At 71.2% G+C, this 17,439-nt stretch carries 12 protein-coding genes; 11 read left to right on the plus strand and 1 reads right to left on the minus strand.

What is annotated here, in order from left to right:
- The first annotated feature begins 455 nt into the window (after positions 1–455).
- The 9 genes from KIP79_RS02190 (at position 456) to KIP79_RS02230 (ending at position 13,907) form a co-directional block, all read left to right on the plus strand.
- Positions 456–5,807, plus strand: coding sequence for a non-ribosomal peptide synthetase/MFS transporter (locus KIP79_RS02190; RefSeq protein WP_214102983.1), 5,352 nt, complete (start codon positions 456–458; stop codon positions 5,805–5,807).
- Between the two features lie 14 nt (positions 5,808–5,821).
- Positions 5,822–6,160 carry a phosphopantetheine-binding protein gene (locus KIP79_RS02195; RefSeq protein ID WP_214102984.1) on the plus strand — a complete coding sequence of 113 codons (339 nt, stop codon included), beginning with the start codon at positions 5,822–5,824 and terminating at the stop codon, positions 6,158–6,160.
- Positions 6,157–7,401 carry a glycosyltransferase family 4 protein gene (locus tag KIP79_RS02200; RefSeq protein ID WP_214102985.1) on the plus strand — a complete coding sequence of 415 codons (1,245 nt, stop codon included), beginning with the start codon at positions 6,157–6,159 and terminating at the stop codon, positions 7,399–7,401. Before KIP79_RS02195 ends, KIP79_RS02200 begins: the two co-directional genes overlap by 4 nt.
- Positions 7,398–8,324: a thiamine pyrophosphate-dependent dehydrogenase E1 component subunit alpha gene (locus tag KIP79_RS02205; protein ID WP_214102986.1), complete on the plus strand. Its 927-nt coding sequence runs from the start codon at positions 7,398–7,400 to the stop codon at positions 8,322–8,324. Before KIP79_RS02200 ends, KIP79_RS02205 begins: the two co-directional genes overlap by 4 nt.
- On the plus strand, positions 8,321–9,304 hold the full coding sequence (locus KIP79_RS02210; protein ID WP_214102987.1) for an alpha-ketoacid dehydrogenase subunit beta: 984 nt from the start codon (positions 8,321–8,323) through the stop codon (positions 9,302–9,304). The genes KIP79_RS02205 and KIP79_RS02210 overlap by 4 nt, the downstream gene beginning before the upstream one ends.
- Positions 9,301–10,413: a 2-oxo acid dehydrogenase subunit E2 gene (locus KIP79_RS02215; protein ID WP_214102988.1), complete on the plus strand. Its 1,113-nt coding sequence runs from the start codon at positions 9,301–9,303 to the stop codon at positions 10,411–10,413. Before KIP79_RS02210 ends, KIP79_RS02215 begins: the two co-directional genes overlap by 4 nt.
- Before the next feature lie 71 nt (positions 10,414–10,484).
- The gene (locus KIP79_RS02220) at positions 10,485–11,783 is read left to right on the plus strand and encodes a GH1 family beta-glucosidase (protein ID WP_214102989.1); all 1,299 of its coding nucleotides are present in this window, start codon (positions 10,485–10,487) and stop codon (positions 11,781–11,783) included.
- 227 nt (positions 11,784–12,010) lie between these two features.
- Complete coding sequence (locus KIP79_RS02225) at positions 12,011–12,889, plus strand: aldose 1-epimerase family protein (RefSeq protein WP_214102990.1); 879 nt, start codon at positions 12,011–12,013, stop codon at positions 12,887–12,889.
- A 31-nt stretch (positions 12,890–12,920) separates the two neighbouring features.
- On the plus strand, positions 12,921–13,907 hold the full coding sequence (locus KIP79_RS02230) for a phosphotransferase family protein (protein WP_214102991.1): 987 nt from the start codon (positions 12,921–12,923) through the stop codon (positions 13,905–13,907).
- A gap of 40 nt (positions 13,908–13,947) precedes the next feature.
- On the opposite strand, the gene KIP79_RS02235 is transcribed toward KIP79_RS02230, so the two are convergent.
- Positions 13,948–14,694, minus strand: coding sequence for an anti-sigma factor (locus KIP79_RS02235; RefSeq protein ID WP_214103137.1), 747 nt, complete (start codon positions 14,692–14,694; stop codon positions 13,948–13,950).
- 98 nt (positions 14,695–14,792) lie between these two features.
- Here KIP79_RS02235 and KIP79_RS02240 point away from each other — a divergent pair, with 98 nt between their 5' ends.
- The gene (locus KIP79_RS02240) at positions 14,793–16,046 is read left to right on the plus strand and encodes an FAD-dependent oxidoreductase (RefSeq protein WP_214102992.1); all 1,254 of its coding nucleotides are present in this window, start codon (positions 14,793–14,795) and stop codon (positions 16,044–16,046) included.
- Between the two features lie 11 nt (positions 16,047–16,057).
- Entirely contained in the window at positions 16,058–17,392 is a 1,335-nt protein-coding gene (locus tag KIP79_RS02245; protein WP_214102993.1) for a class II 3-deoxy-7-phosphoheptulonate synthase, read from the plus strand.
- Positions 17,393–17,439: the final 47 nt, after the last annotated feature.

Below are 17,439 nucleotides of genomic sequence, written 5' to 3' on the forward strand. Positions count from 1 at the left end.
GTGATACTCCCATCCAGAGAGCGCTCTCTCAATCTCATCCCCGACCCCGGAATGAGAACAAAGAAGCAGTACGGAAGCGTTCTTGTCAACCGGTGATCCCGATTAGTGGAACGTTCGCGCACGACCTGCGCGTCCTAGTTGCCGTGACTTTTTTTAAGTATCATACTATCCTGGGGGCAGGCATCTGACCTGCACGAAGCTCCTTGGAGGTGGACGCGCTCCCACACCGTTTGCCTGTTACGGGCAACAACCATTCCGGCAGCCGTGTGACACGAATGCCGCGGTCGGTCTTGCGTCGGATGGGCCGTTCATTTAATCTCTTTGGGAGGCGCTGTGGGAGCGCTCCCACACTATTTTGACCACGCACCGGAAAAGAGCGGCACAGCCGCTTTTCGGCATGCGCTCGGGGTCGTCGTGTTCATCGCTCTCATAGCTCGCAGAGGAGAGGCCACTCAGTGGCAGTGACATCCACCTCCAGGTCTGATTCAGCGCCGCGCTCGTCGATCGGAGGGCTGTCTCCCCTCCGTCAGGCCGCCCTCGCCCGGCTGCTCACCCCACGCCAGAAGACCCCCATCACGCCGCTCCCCCGCGACGGCGACCCCCTGCCGTGCTCCTTCGAGCAACGGCAGATGTGGCTGGGCTCTCAGCTGGACGGGGTCGCCACCGCGCCGAACGCCACCCTCGGCCTGAAACTGGAGGGCCGGCTCGACCTGGCCGCGCTGACCGCCGCGCTGGACGGCCTGATCGTCCGGCACGAGAGCCTGCGCACCACCTACCAGGGCGACGGCGACGAACCCCGCCAGATCGTCCACCCGCCCTTCCCGATGCCCCTGGAGTACTGCGACGCCCCCGGCCTGGCCGAGGAGGTGACCGCGGAGGCCGCCACCCACCGCTTCGACCTGCGGAACGGTCCCGTGGTCCGGGCCACCCTGATCCGGCTGGCCCCCGAGGCGCACGCGCTGCTGGTGGTCTGCCACCACATCGCCGCCGACGGCTGGTCCATGGGCCTGCTCGCCGACGAGCTGGCCGTCAGGTACGCCGCCGCCCTGACCGGCCGCGAGCCCGAACTGCCCGAACTGCCCGTCCAGTACGCCGACTACGCCGCCTGGTCCCGGGCCGAGCTCACCCCCGAGGTGCTGGCCGCCCGGGGCGAGCACTGGCGCACCACGCTGGCCGGGGCCGGCGCGCTCCAGCTCCCGATGCGCCGCGAGCGCCCCGCCCCCGGCGGACGCCGCACCAGCACCCACTGGACCACCCTGCCGCACGCCCTGCTGGCCAGGCTCCAGGCCGCCGGCGGGCCGGGCACCACGCCGTTCACCGCGCTGCTGTCGGTCTTCACCATGCTGCTGGCCCGCTACACCGGCGAGCCGGACATCACGCTGGCCTCCACCAACGGCGGCCGCCGCCGGGTGGAACTGGAGAAGGTGGTCGGCTGCTTCGTCAGCGCCGTGCCGGTCCGCGGCGACCTGTCCGGCGACCCCTCCTTCCCCGAGGTGGCCGCGCGGCTGCGCCGGGCGGTGGGCGGCGCGCTCACCCACCACCTGCCGCTGTCGGTGCTGGCCGAGCAGGTCCCGGTGGAGCTGCCGGTGAGCTTCTCGCTGCGGGGTTTCCAGGACCAGCGCGGCGGCGAGTGGCCGGGGCTGACCGCCTCGATCTGGAGCCACGAGGTGGACGACCTGGGCTACGAGCTCTCCCTGCTGGTGCACCTGGACCGGGAGGAGGTGGGTCTGGACTTCGCCTGCCGCCGGGACGTGCTGGACGAGGAGAGCATCGCGCGGATGGCCGGGCACTTCCGCCACCTGGCCGAGCAGATCGCCGCGGCGCCCACACTGCCGCTGTCGGCGCTGGAACTGGCCACCCCCGAGGAGCGGGCCACCATTCTCGGCCCGTGGAACGACTCGGCGGCGCCGTACCCGGAGAAGGCGCTGCCGGAGCTGCTCCAGGAGCACCGCGAGTCGGCCGCCACGGCGGCCGTGTTCGAGGGCGCCACGGTCAGCTACGCCGAGCTGCACGCCAGGGCCAACCGGATCGCGCACCGGCTGCGGGAACTGGGCGTCGGCCCGGAGGCCACCGTCGGGGTGCTGCTGGACCGGCGGCCCGACCTGATCGCGGCGCTGCTGGGGGTCTGGCAGGCGGGCGGCGCGTACGTGCCGATGGATCCGGCGTTCCCGGAGCGGCGGATCGCGGACATGCTGGAGACGGCGGAGACCCGGCTCGTCATCACCGAGGAGAAATATGCCGATTTATTCGGCAATATCGAGATCCTCGACATCAGTGATCCCTCGATCGACGAGCAGCCCGCCACCCCGCCCGGGGTGCCCTACGACGTCGACCGCCTGGCGTACCTGATCTTCACCTCGGGGTCCACCGGGCGGCCGAAGGGCGTGCAGGTCACCCACCGGGGGCTGGTCAACCACGTCTGGTGGGCGGTACAGGAGCTGGCCGCGCGGGGCAGGGGCGGCGCGCCGCTGCTCGGCTCGGTCGCCTTCGACCTGGTGGTGCCCAACCTGTGGGCGCCGCTGGTGACCGGCCAGACCGTGACGATCCTGCCGCAGGACTTCGACATGGGCGAGCTGGGCGCGATTCTGGCACGCTCCGGACCCTTCAGCTTTATCAAGCTCACCCCCGGCCATTTGGAGATCCTCGGCCACCAGCTGGACGACGCGGCCGCCGCCGGGCTGGCCGAGGTGATCGTGGTGGCCGGGGAGGCACTGCCCGGCTCGCTGGCCGACCGCTGGCTGGAGATCCTCGGCCCCGGCCGCCTGATCAACGAGTACGGCCCCACCGAGGCGTCGGTCGGCACGTGTATCCATCCCGTCCTGCACCGGCAGCACCACGAGGTGGTCCCGATCGGCCGCCCGCTGCCCAACATGCGCATGTACGTGCTGGACCCGGCCGGCAAGCTGCTCCCCGCCGGGGTGCCCGGCGAACTCTACGTGGGCGGCGTGGGCGTCACCCGCGGCTACATGAACCGGCCCGACCTGACCGCGGAACGCTTCGTGGAGTTCGAGGGCGAGCGGGTCTACCGCACCGGCGACCGGGTGCACTGGCTGCCCACCGGCGACGTGGCCTTCCTTGGCCGGTTCGACGACCAGGTCAAGATCCGCGGCTACCGGATCGAGCTGGACGAGGTGCGCGCCGCGCTCCTGGACCACCCGAGCGTGCGCGACGCCGTGGCCGTAGTGCATGAGGACCGGCTGGTCGCCTACTACGTGGGCGCCGCGGGGCCGGTCGCCGACCTGGCCGAGCACTGCGCGGTGCGGCTGCCCGAGTACATGATCCCGGTGGTCTTCACCGAGCTGGACTCCATCCCGCTCAACGCCAACGGCAAGGTGGACCGCAGGGCGCTGCCGGAACCGGTGGCCGCGGCGGCCACCACGGACACCGTACTGCCGCGCACCGACACCGAACGCGCGGTGGCCGGGGTCTGGCAGGAGGTCCTTGGCCGGGACGAGGTCGGCGTGCACGACGACTTCGTCACCCTGGGCGGCCACTCGCTGCTGATGATCCGCATGATCGCCCGGCTCCGCCAGGTGCTGCCGGAACGGCCGGTGACCGTGCTGGACGCCATCGCCAACCGCACGGTGGCCAAGCTGGCCGCCCTCATCGACGGGGTGAGCACCGAGGAGGACGGCGAGTCCGAGGAGGAGACCGGCCGCGGCCTGCTGGTCCGCATGACACCCCCCGGCAAGGCCACCCTGACGCTGGTCTGCGTGCCGTACGGCGGCGGCAGCGCGGTCGTCTACCAGAGCCTCGCCGAGGCCCTGCCCGAGGGCGTGGCCCTGTACGCGGTGGCCCTGCCCGGCCACGAACTCGGCATCGAAGAGGAGACCCTCCCCTTCGCCGAGGCCGCCCAGCGGGTCGCCGCCGAGATCGTGTCCACCGTCAAGGGCCCCCTCGTGCTGTACGGCCACTGCGTGGGCAGCGCCCTCACCACCGAGATCGCCCGCCGGGTGGAACGCACCGGCCGGAAGGTGGAGGCGGTCTACATCGGCGGCAGCTTCCCGTTCGCCGCCCCCCGCACCGGCTTCGGCGGCGTGCTGGCCCGTTTCTTCCGGCGCAGCCGCAACGACAACGCCGAGGCCAACTGGCTCCGCGCGATCGGCGCCGACCTGGACGGCCTGGACGCCGAGCAGGTGGCCACCATCGTCAAGACCATGCGCGGCGACGCCCAGGCCGGCGAGGAGTACTTCTCCGAGCTGGTGGAGAGCGGCGCCACCAAGCTGGACGCGCCGGTCATCTCGGTGGTCGGCAGCCGCGACCCGATCACCGACTTCTACCCCGAGCGCTACCGGGACTGGCACGTCACCGCCGGGACCACCGCGCTGGTGGTGATCGACGAGGCCGGGCACTACTTCCTCCGCTACCGGGCCGAGGAGCTGGCGAAGATCGTCACCACCGTGCACACCGCGCTGGACGAGCCGCACGGGGCGCAGACCTGGCGGAAGGAGGCGGTCTCCCGGCAGGCCCTGGCCGCCGACGCCCGGCTGAGCCGCTTCCTGCGGGTGGCCGGGGGCCAGCTGGTGTCGATGATCGGCACCGCGATAACCGAGTTCGCGGTGCCCATCTGGGCGTACCTGAAGACCGGCTCGCTGCTGCAGTTCAGCCTGTTCGCCATCGTCGGCCTGGTGCCGGGCCTGGTGCTCTCCCCCGTGGTCGGCGCCCTGGTGGACCGCTACGACCGCCGTAAGGCGATGCTCGCCGGGGACGGCGCCTGCCTCACCCTCCAGGCGGTCATGCTCACCCTGCTGCTCACCGGCACCCTCACCATGCCCGCCCTGTACGGCCTCCTGGTGCTGCTGTCGATCTCGCTGACCCTGCAACGCCTGGCCTGGGGAGCGGCGGTGCCGCAGCTGGCGCCCAAGCACTACCTCGGCCACGCGGGCGGCGTGCTTCAGCTCGGCAACGCCATCGGCCGCCTCATGGTGCCGCTGTTCGCGGTCGCCGTCCTGGCCGCCATCGGCCTGGAGGGCATCCTCATCGGCACCATCGCCTGCTACCTGGTCGCGGTCACCGTCACCCTGCTCACCCCGTTCCCCCAGCGCATGGGCTGGTTCCGGCGGGAGACGGTGGGCGCGGAGATCCGCAACGGCTTCCGCTACCTGTGGCGGCGGCGCGGCCTGCGGGCCATGGCGCTGACCATGTTCGTCGTCAACTTCTTCCTGTTCACCGCGTTCGTGATGATCTCGCCGCTGGTGCTGTCCATCGGGGAGCTGGCCGACACCGGCCGGATCGCGGTGATCGCCGGCGTCGGCGCGGTGGCCGGCGGGTTCGTCATCTCCTTCTGGGGCGGGCCCCGGCGGCGGCGGATGTTCGGCATGCTCGCCTCGGTGGGGGTCGTGGCGGTGTTCGCCTTCTCGATGGGCCTGCGGCCCTCGCTGCTGCTGATCGCGGTGGCCGCGGCCGGCATGTCGCTGATGATGTCGATCAGCGACGGCATCTGGATCACCATCATCCACGCCAAGGTGCCGCAGCGTTTCCACGCCCGGGTGATCGCGATCAACCAGATGCTGGCCATGTCCACCCAGCCGATCGGCCTGGCCGTCCAGGCCTGGCTGGCCACGCTCATCTTCGAACCACTGATGCGCGAGGGAGGCGCGCTCGCGTCCACCGTCGGCGCCGTGATCGGCACGGGCGAGGGCCGGGGTATCGGCCTGCTCTACCTGATCTGCGGCCTGGCCATGGCGCTCACCATCGTCATCGCCCTTCGGCACCCCGCTCTAGCGCACTTCGACCGGGACACCCCGGACGCCGAACCGGACGACCTGGTCGGTCTGGCGGAGATCAACGCCAGGCAGTCTCGCTGAAAGGAACGTGTCACATGACCTCCCCCGATATGACCCCCACTGAGTCGGCCGTCGCCGAGATCTGGACCGAGCTGCTCGGCCAGGCGCCCCCGTCCACGCACGACGACTTCTTCGAGCTCGGCGGCCAGTCGCTGACCATGGTCCAGTTCCTGGCCAGGGTGGAGGAGCAGTACGGCGTGGAACTCCCCATCGACGTGCTGTTCGCCTCCGGGTTCACGGTGGCCGAGGTGGCCAAGGCGATCGACGAGGGCCGGCTGGACGCGGTCGGCGACGAGGAACTGGCGGAGCTGCTCAAGCAGCTGGAGGGCATGTCCGACGAGGAGATCAGCGAACTGCTGTCGGAAGACGCATGAGGGTTCTGCTGGCCCAGAACATGTTCCACCTGCCGAGCCACGGCGGGGCGAACAAGTCCAACCGGGTCCTGCTGGAGCAGCTGGCGGCGCGCGGGCACGAGTGCCACGTCGTGGCGCCGCTCTCCGGCGCGCTGCGGGCCACCTCCGTGCAGGCGCACCTGTCGTACCTGGAGGGCCTTGGCGCCACCGTCAAGGCCGTCTCCGAGGAGGAGGTCGAGTACACCTACCAGGGGGTCACCGCGCACGCGGTGGCCCTCCCGCCGCTGCTGGCCCGCCGGGTCGGCGAGGTGGCCGCCCAGGTCGGCCCTGACTGGACGCTGGTCCCCTCCGACGATCCCGGCCTGCTGATGCTGGGCGCGGCGCTGCGGGCCACCCCCGAGCGGGTGGTCTACCTGGCGCACACCCTCCAGCAGCTGCCGTTCGGTCCCGGCGCGTTCTACCCGAGCGCGGCCGGGACCCGCATGGTCAAGCGGGCGGCCGGCGTGGTGGCGGTGAGCAGGGCCGCGCAGTACTACCTGGCCCGGTACGGCGGGATCGACGCCACCCTGATCTACCCGCACATCTACGGCGACCCCCGGGAGCTGACCGGTGGCGAGCACGTCACGATGATCAACCCGTGCGGGTACAAGGGCCTGGCCATCCTGCTCGGCCTGGCCGACGCCCGCCAGGACGTGCCCTTCCTGGCCGTGCCCACCTGGGGGGCGACCCCGGCGGAGCGCGCCGAGCTGGAGCGGCGGCCGAACATCACGGTGATCGAACCGTCCGACGACATCGACGAGATCCTGGCCAGGACCCGGGTGCTGCTGATGCCCTCGCTCTGGGACGAGACCTTCGGCTACACCTGCGTGGAGGCGATGGCCAGGGGCATCCCGGTGCTCGCCGCCGACGTGGGCGGGCTGGCCGAGGCGAAGCTGGGCGTGCAGTACCTGCTGCCGGTGCGGCGCATCGAGAGCTACGAGTCCACCGGCCACGCCCGGCCGGTGCCCGTCGTCCCGGAACAGGATCTGGGCCCCTGGGCGGACGCGCTGGGCGCCGTGCTCGCCCACCCCGAACTCCACCGGGAGCTGTCCCGGCGCTCCCGCGCGGCGGCCCGCGAGTTCATCGCCGGGCTGGACGAGGACGCGCTGGAGAACCATCTGACCTCCCTGCGGCCGAACCGGCGGCAGGCCGCCCTGGCGGCTCTGGCCGCGCGGGCGAAGGAAAGAAACACGAAGGAGAAAGGCAGGATGGGCACCGCATGATCGGCGCGACAGAGGAGCGGGTACGGGACCTGACACCCGTGGCCGACGCGGACCTGGAGCGCATGCTCCGGATCCGGTACTTCGAACGGGCGCTGCTGCGGCTGTTCGAACGCGGCCAGCTCAACGGCACCACCCACACCTGCCTGGGCCAGGAGCACGTGCCGGTCGCGGTGACCGGCCTGCTGGACCCGGAAGACTTCGTGTTCAGCAACCACCGGGGCCACGGCCACTTCCTGGCCAGGTACGACGAGCCGCACGCGCTGCTCGCCGAGATCATGGGCCGGGAGGGCGCGCTCTGCAACGGGGTCGGCGGCAGCCAGCACATCTTTCACGAGCGTTTCCTGTCCACCGGGGTGCAGGGCGAGAGCCTGCCGGTGGCGGTCGGGGTGGCGCTGCGGCTGAAGCGGACGGCGCCGGGACGGCTCGCCTGCGCGTACATCGGGGACGGGACCTGGGGCGAGGGCTCGGTCTACGAGGCGCTGAACATGGCGCAGCTGTGGCGGGCGCCGCTGCTGGTGGTGGTCGAGCACAACCGCATCGCCCAGTCCACGCCGACCACCGTGCAGATGGCCGGGACGGTCGCGGGCCGGGCGGCGGCCTTCGGGGTGCTCCACCACCGGGTGGACGCGGTGGACGTGAACGTGATCCGCGCCGAACTGGCCCCGCTGCTGGCCAGGGCCCGCTCCGAGTCCCGCCCGGTGGTGGCCGAGATCGCCGTACACCGGCTGGGCCCGCACAGCAAGGGCGACGACACCCGCACCTCCGAGGAGCTGCGGGAGGCCGCCGAGCACGACTGGCACCCCCGGTACGCCGCGGCCTTCCCCGAGCAGTTCGCCCGGCTGGAGGAGGAGCAGCGGGCCTTCGTGGAGCGCGTCGTGGACGACGTCATGATCCGCCCGCTCTCGGCCTGGGAGCGGCCATGAGGGTCGCCGAGCACCTGAACGAGGCGCTGCACACGCTGCTGGCCGCCGACCCGTCCGTGCACGTGCTGGGCGAGGACATCACCGACCCGTACGGCGGGGCGTTCAAAATCACCAAGGGCCTGTCCACCAGGTTCGGCGACCGGGTCGTCTCGACCCCGCTGAGCGAGGGCGGCATCGTCGGCGTGGGCGCCGGCCTGGCGCTGGCCGGGGACCGGGCGATCGTGGAGATCATGTTCGGCGACTTCGCCGCGCTCGCCTTCGACCAGCTGCTCAACTTCGCCAGCAAGTCCACCGCCATGTACGGCCGCCAGGTCCCGATCCCGCTGATCGTGCGCTGCCCCACCGGCGGCCGCCGCGGCTACGGCCCGACGCACAGCCAGAGCCCGCAGAAACACTTCATCGGCATGCCCGGCCTGGCCCTGTACGAGCTGAGCCCCTTCCACGACGCGCACGCCCTGCTCACCGACATGTTCGCCCGCCAGGCCCCCTGCGTGCTCTTCGAGGACAAGGTGCTCTACACCCGGCGGATCTGCCGGGACGGCGTGGTGGACGACCTGTTCCGGTTCGAGCTGACCGGCGGCTGGGCCCGCGTGTACGCCGACGGCGACCTGCCCCCGGACTGCGTGATCATCGCGCCCGGTGGGCTGGCCGACCGGGCCCTGGAGGCGATGCGGGAGCTGCTCATCGAGCACGAGATCACCTGCGTGCTGCTGGTCCCCGGCCGCCTCTACCCGCTGGAGGTGGCCCCGGTGCTGGACCTGCTCCGCTCGGCCGGCACGGTCTGCGTGGCCGAGGACGGCACCGCCGGCGGCACCTGGGGGGCCGAGGTGGCCCGATTGCTCCACCCGGCACTGTGGGACACCCTGTCCGGCCCGATCCGGCTGGTCAGCGGCGCGGACTCGGTCATCCCGACCGCCCCGCACCTGGAACGCGAGGTCATCGTGCAGGCGGACACCATCAGGAAGGCAGTGCTCGCGTGATCGAGATCCGGGTGCCCAAGCTCAACAACAACGACACCAGCTACGTGCTGGTGGAGTGGCTGGCCGACGACGGTGCCGCCGTGGCCATCGGCGACCCGCTGGTGGTGGTGGAGACCTCCAAGACCGCCGAGGAGCTCTGCGCCGAGGACGCCGGCATCCTGCGCCGGGTGATCGCCGAGGGCGCCGACTGCGAGCCGGGCCAGCTGATCGCCCGCCTCCAGGCGCCGGGCGAGTCCGCGGAGATCCCTACGTCCGTGGAAGCGCCCACGGAGGCGGTGGAGGACGTCGTCATCACCGCCCCCGCCCGCGCCCGCATGGCCGAGCTCGGCGTGACGGCCGGGCAACTGGCCGTCCTCGGCAAGAAGGTGATCCGCCGCGAGGACGTGGAGAGCCTCGCCGCCTTGGCGGAGCAGGCCGCCGAGCCCGAGGACCCCCGCCTCGTCCGGCTCACCAAGGCCCAGCGCCTCACCGCCGAGGTGGTCAGCCTCTCGCACCAGACCGTCCCCGCCGCGTTCACCGCCGTCAAGGTCGACGTCACCGACACGGCCAAGCTGACCAGGGACCTGTCCCGGCACGCCCGCACCCTGATCGGCCTGTCCGAACTGCTGGTGAAGGCGGTCGCCGAGCAGCTGATCGAGTTCCCGCTGATGTTCGCCACCCTGGTCGAGCCCGGCACCGTACGGCTGGCCGAGGCGGCCCACGTGGGCGTCACCATCGACGTCGGCAAGGGCCTGTTCATCCCGGTGGTCAGGGACGCGCAGGCCCGCCCGCTGGACGCCGTGGCCCGCGAGCTCATGGACTACCGGATGACCGCGCTGCGCGGCAGCTTCCGGGAGCGTGACCTGGAGGGCGCCAACATCACGGTGACCCTGCACAACGACGGCGCGGTGACGCTGGCGGTGCCGATCATCTACCCCGGCCAGGTGGCCGCGCTCTCGCTGGCCGCCACCCAGCAGGAGGTGGTCCCGGCCGGGGAGGGCTTCGCGGTCCGGCAGGTGGTGCAGCTGGGGATCGCCTTCGACCACCGGGTGGTGAACGGGCGGGACGCCGCGCTCTTCCTGGCTGCGGTGAAACACCTACTGGAAACACCACGCCATTGGCTGGAATGACGCACCATACGGTATTTCTGCTCATACCACTCAGTACGTGAGCAACCGCTACACAATTACCAAGGAGACCCATGAACGCTCTGCGGTTCCCGAGCGACTTCGTCTGGGGCGCGGCCACTTCCGCGTACCAGATCGAAGGAGCGACCAAGGAGGACGGGCGGGGGGTGTCCATCTGGGACACCTTCGCCGCCACCCCGGGAAAAGTGCGGAACGGCGACACCGGGGACCCCGGGGCCGACCACTACCACCGCTACGAGCAGGACCTGGACCTGATGCGGGACCTGGAACTGCGCAGCTACCGGTTCTCGGTGGCCTGGCCGCGGATCCAGCCCACCGGGAAGGGCGCGCCCAACCAGAAGGGCCTGGACTTCTACCGGCGGCTGGTGGACGGATTGGTCGAACGGGGCATCCGGCCGATGGTCACGCTCTTCCACTGGGACCTGCCGCAGGCGCTCCAGGACGAGGGCGGCTGGGAGAGCCGGGAGACCGCGCACCGGTTCGCCGACTACGCCGAGATCGTCTTCGGGGCGCTGCACGTCCGGGACTGGCTGACCATCAACGAGCCGAAGACGGTGGTGGAGTGCGGCTACAAGACGGGCGTGCACGCCCCTGGCGTGGCCGACTGGGACCGGGCCCTGGTGGCCTGCCACCACCTGCTGCTGGCGCACGGCCTGGCCAGCCGCGTCCTGCACGAGCAGTACGCCGGCCGCCGGATCGGCCCCGCGCTCAACCTGCACCCGACCTACCCAGCCGAGGACACCCCCGAGGCCAGGACGGCGGCCTGGCACCAGGACGGGCTGGAGAACCGGCTCTACCTCGACCCGATCTTCAAGGGCGCCTACCCCGAGGGGATCCTGACCGACCGCAGCCACATCCACGAGGGCGACCTGGCCGCCATCAGCGAGCCCGTCGACCTGCTCGCGGTGCAGTACTACACGCCGGTCTTCGTCGGCTCGGACGGCGAGCGGGTGATCAAGCATCCGGTGCGTGCGGCGAGCTGGCTGGAGGACTACCCGGACGGCTTCCACGACATCCTGGTCCAGGTCAAGCGGGACTACCCCGAGGTCCCGCTGGTCATCACCGAGAACGGCCTGGCCACCGACGACGAGCCCGGCCAGGACGGCCGGGTCGCGGACCTGGACCGCATCTCCTACCTGCGCGGCCACCTGGCGGCACTGCACCGGGCGATGAAGGCGGGCGTACGGGTGGAGGGCTACCACGTCTGGTCGCTGCTCGACAACTACGAGTGGGCCGAGGGCTACGCCCAGCGGTTCGGCGTCGTGCACGTGGACTTCGCCACCCAGCACCGCACTCTCAAGGACAGCGCCCTCTGGTACCGCGACGTGATCAAGACCGGAGAAGTCCGATAATCCCAGCAAACCGCCCCCTTTTGTTGACTCTCCAACCTAAAGGACTAGGATTACCCATAGTAGTGGGAGCGCTCCCACAATCGCTCGGTTCCCCTCCGTAAACTGATCTCGTCCGGCCGCGCCGGTGTCTGGAGCTATGGAGGGAGGACACCGGCTGAACGCGGCCGGACCAGGCCAATGCCGGCCAACGTACGGTTCGGTTAATAAACACAGAGAGGACACCCCCCGTGTCTACGTACACCCTTCTTGGCGGTGGATATCAGGCGGATGTGACGGATGTCGGCGCAGCCGTGCATGGACTGCGTTTCGACGGACGTGAGTTGATACCGGGCTGGGCGCCGGAAGGGCCTCCCCCGTTCTTCAACGGCGCCGTGCTGGCCCCGTGGCCCAACCGGGTGGTCGGCGCGCGGTATGTCTTCGCCGACGAGTGCTTCGAGTTGCCGGTGAACGAGCCCGAGCGGGGCCACGCCCTGCACGGGTTCGTCGCCGCCGTGCCGTGGACCTGCGCCGAGTTCGCCTGCGTCGAGGACGACCACGCGTTCGCCCGGTTCACCCACACCCTGGAACCCCAGCCCGGCTACCCGTTCCGGCTCCGCCTGGAGACCCGCCACGACCTGTCCGCCGCCGGGCTCACCACCACCGTCACCGCCGAGAACATCGGCGAGAACGCCGCGCCGTACGGCACCGGACCGCACCCGTGGCTGCTGGCAGGACCGGATGTGCGGGAGTACGAGCTGGACCTGCCGGCCGCCAAGGTCCTCCTGGTGGACGAGCTGCTCGCCCCCCGCGCGCTGGAGGACGTCACCTACACCCCCTACGACTACCGCCAGGCGCGCCGGATCGGGGACACCGCCATCGACCACGCCTTCACCGCGCTGGCCGAGGGCCAGGTGCGGGTGCGCGGCCCGGAGGGCGGCCTGGAGATGTCCTGGGACGCGACCGTGCTGCCGTGGGTCCAGATCTGCACCGGCACCGGGCTCGACTACCACGGCCTGGCGGTGGAGCCGATGACCTGTCCGCCGGACGCGTTCAACTCGGGGACCGACCTGATCGTGCTGAAGCCGGGCGACACCCACCGGGCCGCCTGGACCCTCGCCGCCCTTTGACCCCCGAGACCCCTTTCAAACATGGACGGACATGGATAGCAGGACCAAGCGGCGCCTGACCGCCGCCGAGCTGGACGCCCTCGTGCTGGACGCGCTGGGGGTGGGCATGGTCTCCTCCGAGGAGCTCACGGACGGCTTCGCCAACGCCGTCTGGCGGCTCGGCCTGGAGGACGGCAGGGACGTCGTGCTCAAGGTCAGCCCGCCGCCCGACCTGAAGCTGCTCACCTACGAGCGGGACCTGCTCCGCACCGAGGCGATGGTCTACCAGCTGGCGGCCGACGCCGACCTCCCGCTCGCGGCCCTGCTGCACGCCGGCTTCGACGACCCGTTGATCGGCGGCGACTTCCTCATCCTGTCCGCCCTGGACGGGGTGCCGTGGAACCGGGCCACCGTGACCCCGGACCAGGAGCGGGTCATCCGCTTCGAACTCGGCGCCTGCCTGGCCCGGCTGCACACCATCCCCGGCCACGGCGTCTTCGGCTACCCGTACGCGGGACTGACCGGCCGCACCTGGCGGGAGGCGTTCCTGGTGATGGCCGGGGCCATCCTGGACGACGCGGTCCGGTACGCCACCCGGTTACCCGCCTCCATCGTGGAGATCGCCGGGCTGTTCCACCGGAACGGCCCCGCGCTGGACGAGATCGTCGTCCCCCGCCTGGTGCACTTCGACATCTGGCCCGGCAACGTCTTCCTCAGGGACGGCGGGATCGAGGCGCTGATCGACCACGAGCGGGCCTTCTGGGGTGACCCGATCGCCGACTTCGTCACCCCCACCATCTTCGGCGAGATCCAGGGCGACGACCCGATGCTGGTCGGCTACCACGACGCCGGGGGCGGGCAGGGCCTGTTCACCCACACCACCGAGGTGCGGGTCGCCCTCTACCGGGCCTACCTGTACCTGATCATGCTGGTCGAGGAGGCTCCCCGGCAGCACCCGGAGGAGGAGTACAAACAGATCCGCACCCTCGCCACCGAGGGCCTGGTCCGCGCCCTGGAGGTCCTCAGACGAGGCAGGTGAACGCCCGGCCTCCCGTCAACGCTCGGCGTCCTGGCAGCCGTCAGGCGAGCCGGGTGAGCAGGATCGGCGTGCTGGTCGGCTGCTCCGAGCCGCCGGCCGGTTCGACCGTCAGCCCGAACCGCCGCGCCCCGCCGGACACCGGCACGGTGGCGGTGCGCACCCCGCCGCCGTCCACCAGCCCCGCCGACCGCGTCCCGCCCGGGCCGATCAGCCACATCTGGTACGTCCGGCCCGCGGGCAACGCCGGCAGGTCGGAGGCGAACAGCAGCCGCCCCTGGCCCGCGGAGGCCACCACGGTCGCCGAACCGCCGCCGGTCAACGGCACCCTGCGGACCACCACGTCCGGCGCGGCCAGCAGGCCCGTGGTCTCGGCCAGGGTGCGGTCCCGCTGCCGCACGGTGGTCACCGCCAGCACACCCGCCGAGACCGCCGCCGCCACCGAGACCGCCACCAGCCCGACCGCGATCCGGCCGCGCCACCGGACGCGCGTCCTGGCCCGCTCCCTCGCCCGGCTCTTGGCGAGCTGGTAAGGCGTCGGCTCCGCGCGCACGGGCTCCGGCGGAAGCTGCCGCACCTGGGCGATCTCCGTCAGCACCCGGGGCCTCAGCCGCGGCGGCGGCCGCTCCGCCACACCCGCGGCCAGCGCCCCCGCGGTCTCCCGCAGCCCGAGCACCTCCCCCGCGCACGCCTCACAGCGCATCAGGTGTTCCTCGAACACCCCCTGTTCCTCATCCGGCAGCGCGTTCAGCACGTACGCCCCCAAGAGGGTGTGGAGGTCGTCGTTCATGTCCACCCCCCTTTCACACTGCGCTATTCGCGCACCGTGGCCCGGCGGATTGGCGAGCCGGCGTCATTTTTCCCGGCATTCCAGGGTAAGGGTCCGAAGTGGACACGACATGTGTGATCGCGGGCGGCGGCCCCGCCGGCGCGATGCTGGCCCTGCTGCTGGCCAGAGCCGGCGTCCAGGTGACGCTGCTCGAGAAACACGCCGACTTCCTGCGGGACTTCCGAGGGGACACCATCCACCCGTCCACCCTCCAGGTGCTGGACGAGCTGGGCCTGCTGGGCGAGTTCCAGAAGCTGCCCTACCACGAGTTCCCCTACCTGGCCCTGAACACCGGTGACCGGGTGGTCACGGTGGCCGACTTCCGGAGCCTGCCCGGGCGGTTCCAGAAGATCGCCATGGTGCCGCAGTGGGAATTCCTCAACATGATCATCTCGGCGGCCAAGGCCTACCCGGCCTTCAATCTGATCATGGAGGCCGAGGTCACCGGCGTGCTCAGGGACGGCGCCGTGATCCGCGGCCTGCGCTACCGGCACGACGGGCGCACCCACGAGATCCGCGCCGGCCTCACCGTGGCGGCCGACGGCCGCCACTCCGACGTACGACGGGTGCTCGGCCTCAAACCGGTCGACCTGGGCGCCCCCATGGACGTGGTCTGGTTCCGGCTGGAGCGCGACCCTGGCACGCCCGAGGACACCTTCCTGCGGCCCGGCCGGGGCGAGGGCATGGTGGCGATCAACCGGGACACCTACTGGCAACTGGCCTACCTGATCCCCAAGGGGAGCTACGGGGCGCTCAAGGCGCGCGGCGTGGAGTCGTTCCGGGCCGCCATCCGGAAGCTCATCCCGTTCGTCCGGCCGGACCGGCTCACCTTCGACGACGTGAGCGTGCTCACCGTGGCGGTGAACCGGCTCCGCCGCTGGCACCTGACCGGCCTGCTGGTGATCGGCGACGCCGCCCACGCGATGTCCCCCATCGGCGGCGTCGGCATCAACCTGGCCGTGCAGGACGCGGTGGCCGCGGCCAACATCCTGGCCGGACCGCTGGCCCGGGCGCAGCAACGGCGCCGGCCGGTGCTGGACCCGGTGCCCGCCTCGCTGCTGGCCAAGGTCCGGCGGCGGCGCATCTTCCCGACCGTCGCCACCCAGCAGCTCCAGATCATGGTGCAGAACCGGGTGATCCAGCCCGTGCTGGCCGGCGCCCAGCTCCCCCAGGACCTGGGCGCCGCCGCCGACCGGCTCCCGCTGGGAGTGAAACGGCTGGTCGGACGGGTGATCGGCCTGGGCTTCCTGCCGGAACACGTCCGATCTCACCAGGTGGACAAGAGATCGGTGACGACCGGGCAGGTGACATAACCTGGTGTCCCGTGAGCGCACTCAATCTCGACACCTGGCGTGACCTGCCCGCCGCCCAGCAGCCCGACTGGCCCGACCGTGCCGAACTCGACAGAGTGGTGGCCGAACTCAAGGGCCTGCCCCCGCTCGTCTTCGCCGGGGAGTGCGACCAGCTCAAGGCCGACCTGGCGGCGGTGGCCCGGGGCGAGGCCTTCGTGCTCCAGGGCGGCGACTGCGCCGAGACCTTCGCCGGGGCCACCGCCGACAACGTGCGGAACAAGCTGAAGACGCTGCTCCAGATGGCGATCGTGCTGACCTACGCGGGCCGGGTGCCGGTGGTCAAGATCGGCCGGCTGGCCGGGCAGTTCGCCAAGCCCCGCTCCAAGAACACCGAGATCCGGAACGGGGTGGAACTGCCCGCCTACCGGGGTGACATGGTCAACGGCTTCGAGTTCACCGCCGAGGCCCGGGTCCCAGACCCGGGCCGTCTGCTGCGCGCGTACCACTCCTCGGCCGTCACCCTCAACCTGGCCCGCGCCTTCACCAAGGGCGGCTACGCCGACCTCCGCCAGGTGCACGCCTGGAACCAGGACTTCGTGGCCGCCTCCCCCGCCGGGCAGCGGTACGAGCGGCTGGCCCGGGAGATCGACCAGGCGCTGGCCTTCATGCGGGCCTGCCGGGCCGATCCCGAGGAGTTCCACACGGTGGAGTTCTACTCCTCGCACGAGGCGCTGATCCTGGACTACGACCACGCGCTGACCCGGATCGACTCGCGCACCGGCCAGCCGTACGACGTGTCCGCGCACATGGTCTGGATCGGGGAGCGCACCCGGCAGCTGGACGGGGCGCACGTGGAGTTCTTCAGCCAGATCCGCAACCCGATCGGCGTCAAGCTGGGCCCGGCCACCACGCCCGAGCAGGCGCTGTCCCTGGTGGAGAAGCTCAACCCCGACAACGAGCCCGGGCGGCTCAGCTTCATCACCCGGATGGGCGCCGGCAAGGTGCGCGAGGCGCTGCCCACCCTGGTGGAGAAGGTGACCGCGAGCGGCGCCACGGTGACCTGGATCTGCGACCCGATGCACGGCAACACCTTCGAGGCGGCCGGGGGCTTCAAGACCCGGCGGCTGGACGACGTGCTCAACGAGGTGGCCGGGTTCTTCGAGGTGCACCACGCGCTGGGCACCCACCCCGGGGGCATCCACATCGAGTTCACCGGCGACGACGTCACCGAGTGTGTCGGCGGCGGCCACGCGATCGTGGAGGAGGACCTGGCGCTCCGCTACGAGACCGCCTGCGACCCGCGCCTCAACCGGGGCCAGTCACTGGACCTGGCGTTCCGGGTGGCCGAGCTCTACCGAGCTCAGTGACCACTATTAGGGGATATTTCCCCCGTGAACGTCGTATGATCGTTTCT

It is taken from the genome of Acrocarpospora catenulata (assembly GCF_018476525.1).
Lineage (GTDB): Bacteria > Actinomycetota > Actinomycetes > Streptosporangiales > Streptosporangiaceae > Acrocarpospora > Acrocarpospora catenulata.

Bases quoted from the DNA above. Each gene is read 5' to 3' on its own strand.
- KIP79_RS02195 (WP_214102984.1), top strand. From the start codon at position 5,822: ATGACCTCCCCCGATATGACCCCCACTGAGTCGGCCGTCGCCGAGATC.
- KIP79_RS02200 (WP_214102985.1), top strand. From the start codon at position 6,157: ATGAGGGTTCTGCTGGCCCAGAACATGTTCCACCTGCCGAGCCACGGC.
- KIP79_RS02205 (WP_214102986.1), top strand. From the start codon at position 7,398: ATGATCGGCGCGACAGAGGAGCGGGTACGGGACCTGACACCCGTGGCC.
- KIP79_RS02210 (WP_214102987.1), top strand. From the start codon at position 8,321: ATGAGGGTCGCCGAGCACCTGAACGAGGCGCTGCACACGCTGCTGGCC.
- KIP79_RS02220 (WP_214102989.1), top strand. From the start codon at position 10,485: ATGAACGCTCTGCGGTTCCCGAGCGACTTCGTCTGGGGCGCGGCCACT.
- KIP79_RS02230 (WP_214102991.1), top strand. From the start codon at position 12,921: ATGGATAGCAGGACCAAGCGGCGCCTGACCGCCGCCGAGCTGGACGCC.
- KIP79_RS02235 (WP_214103137.1), bottom strand. From the start codon at position 14,694: ATGAACGACGACCTCCACACCCTCTTGGGGGCGTACGTGCTGAACGCG.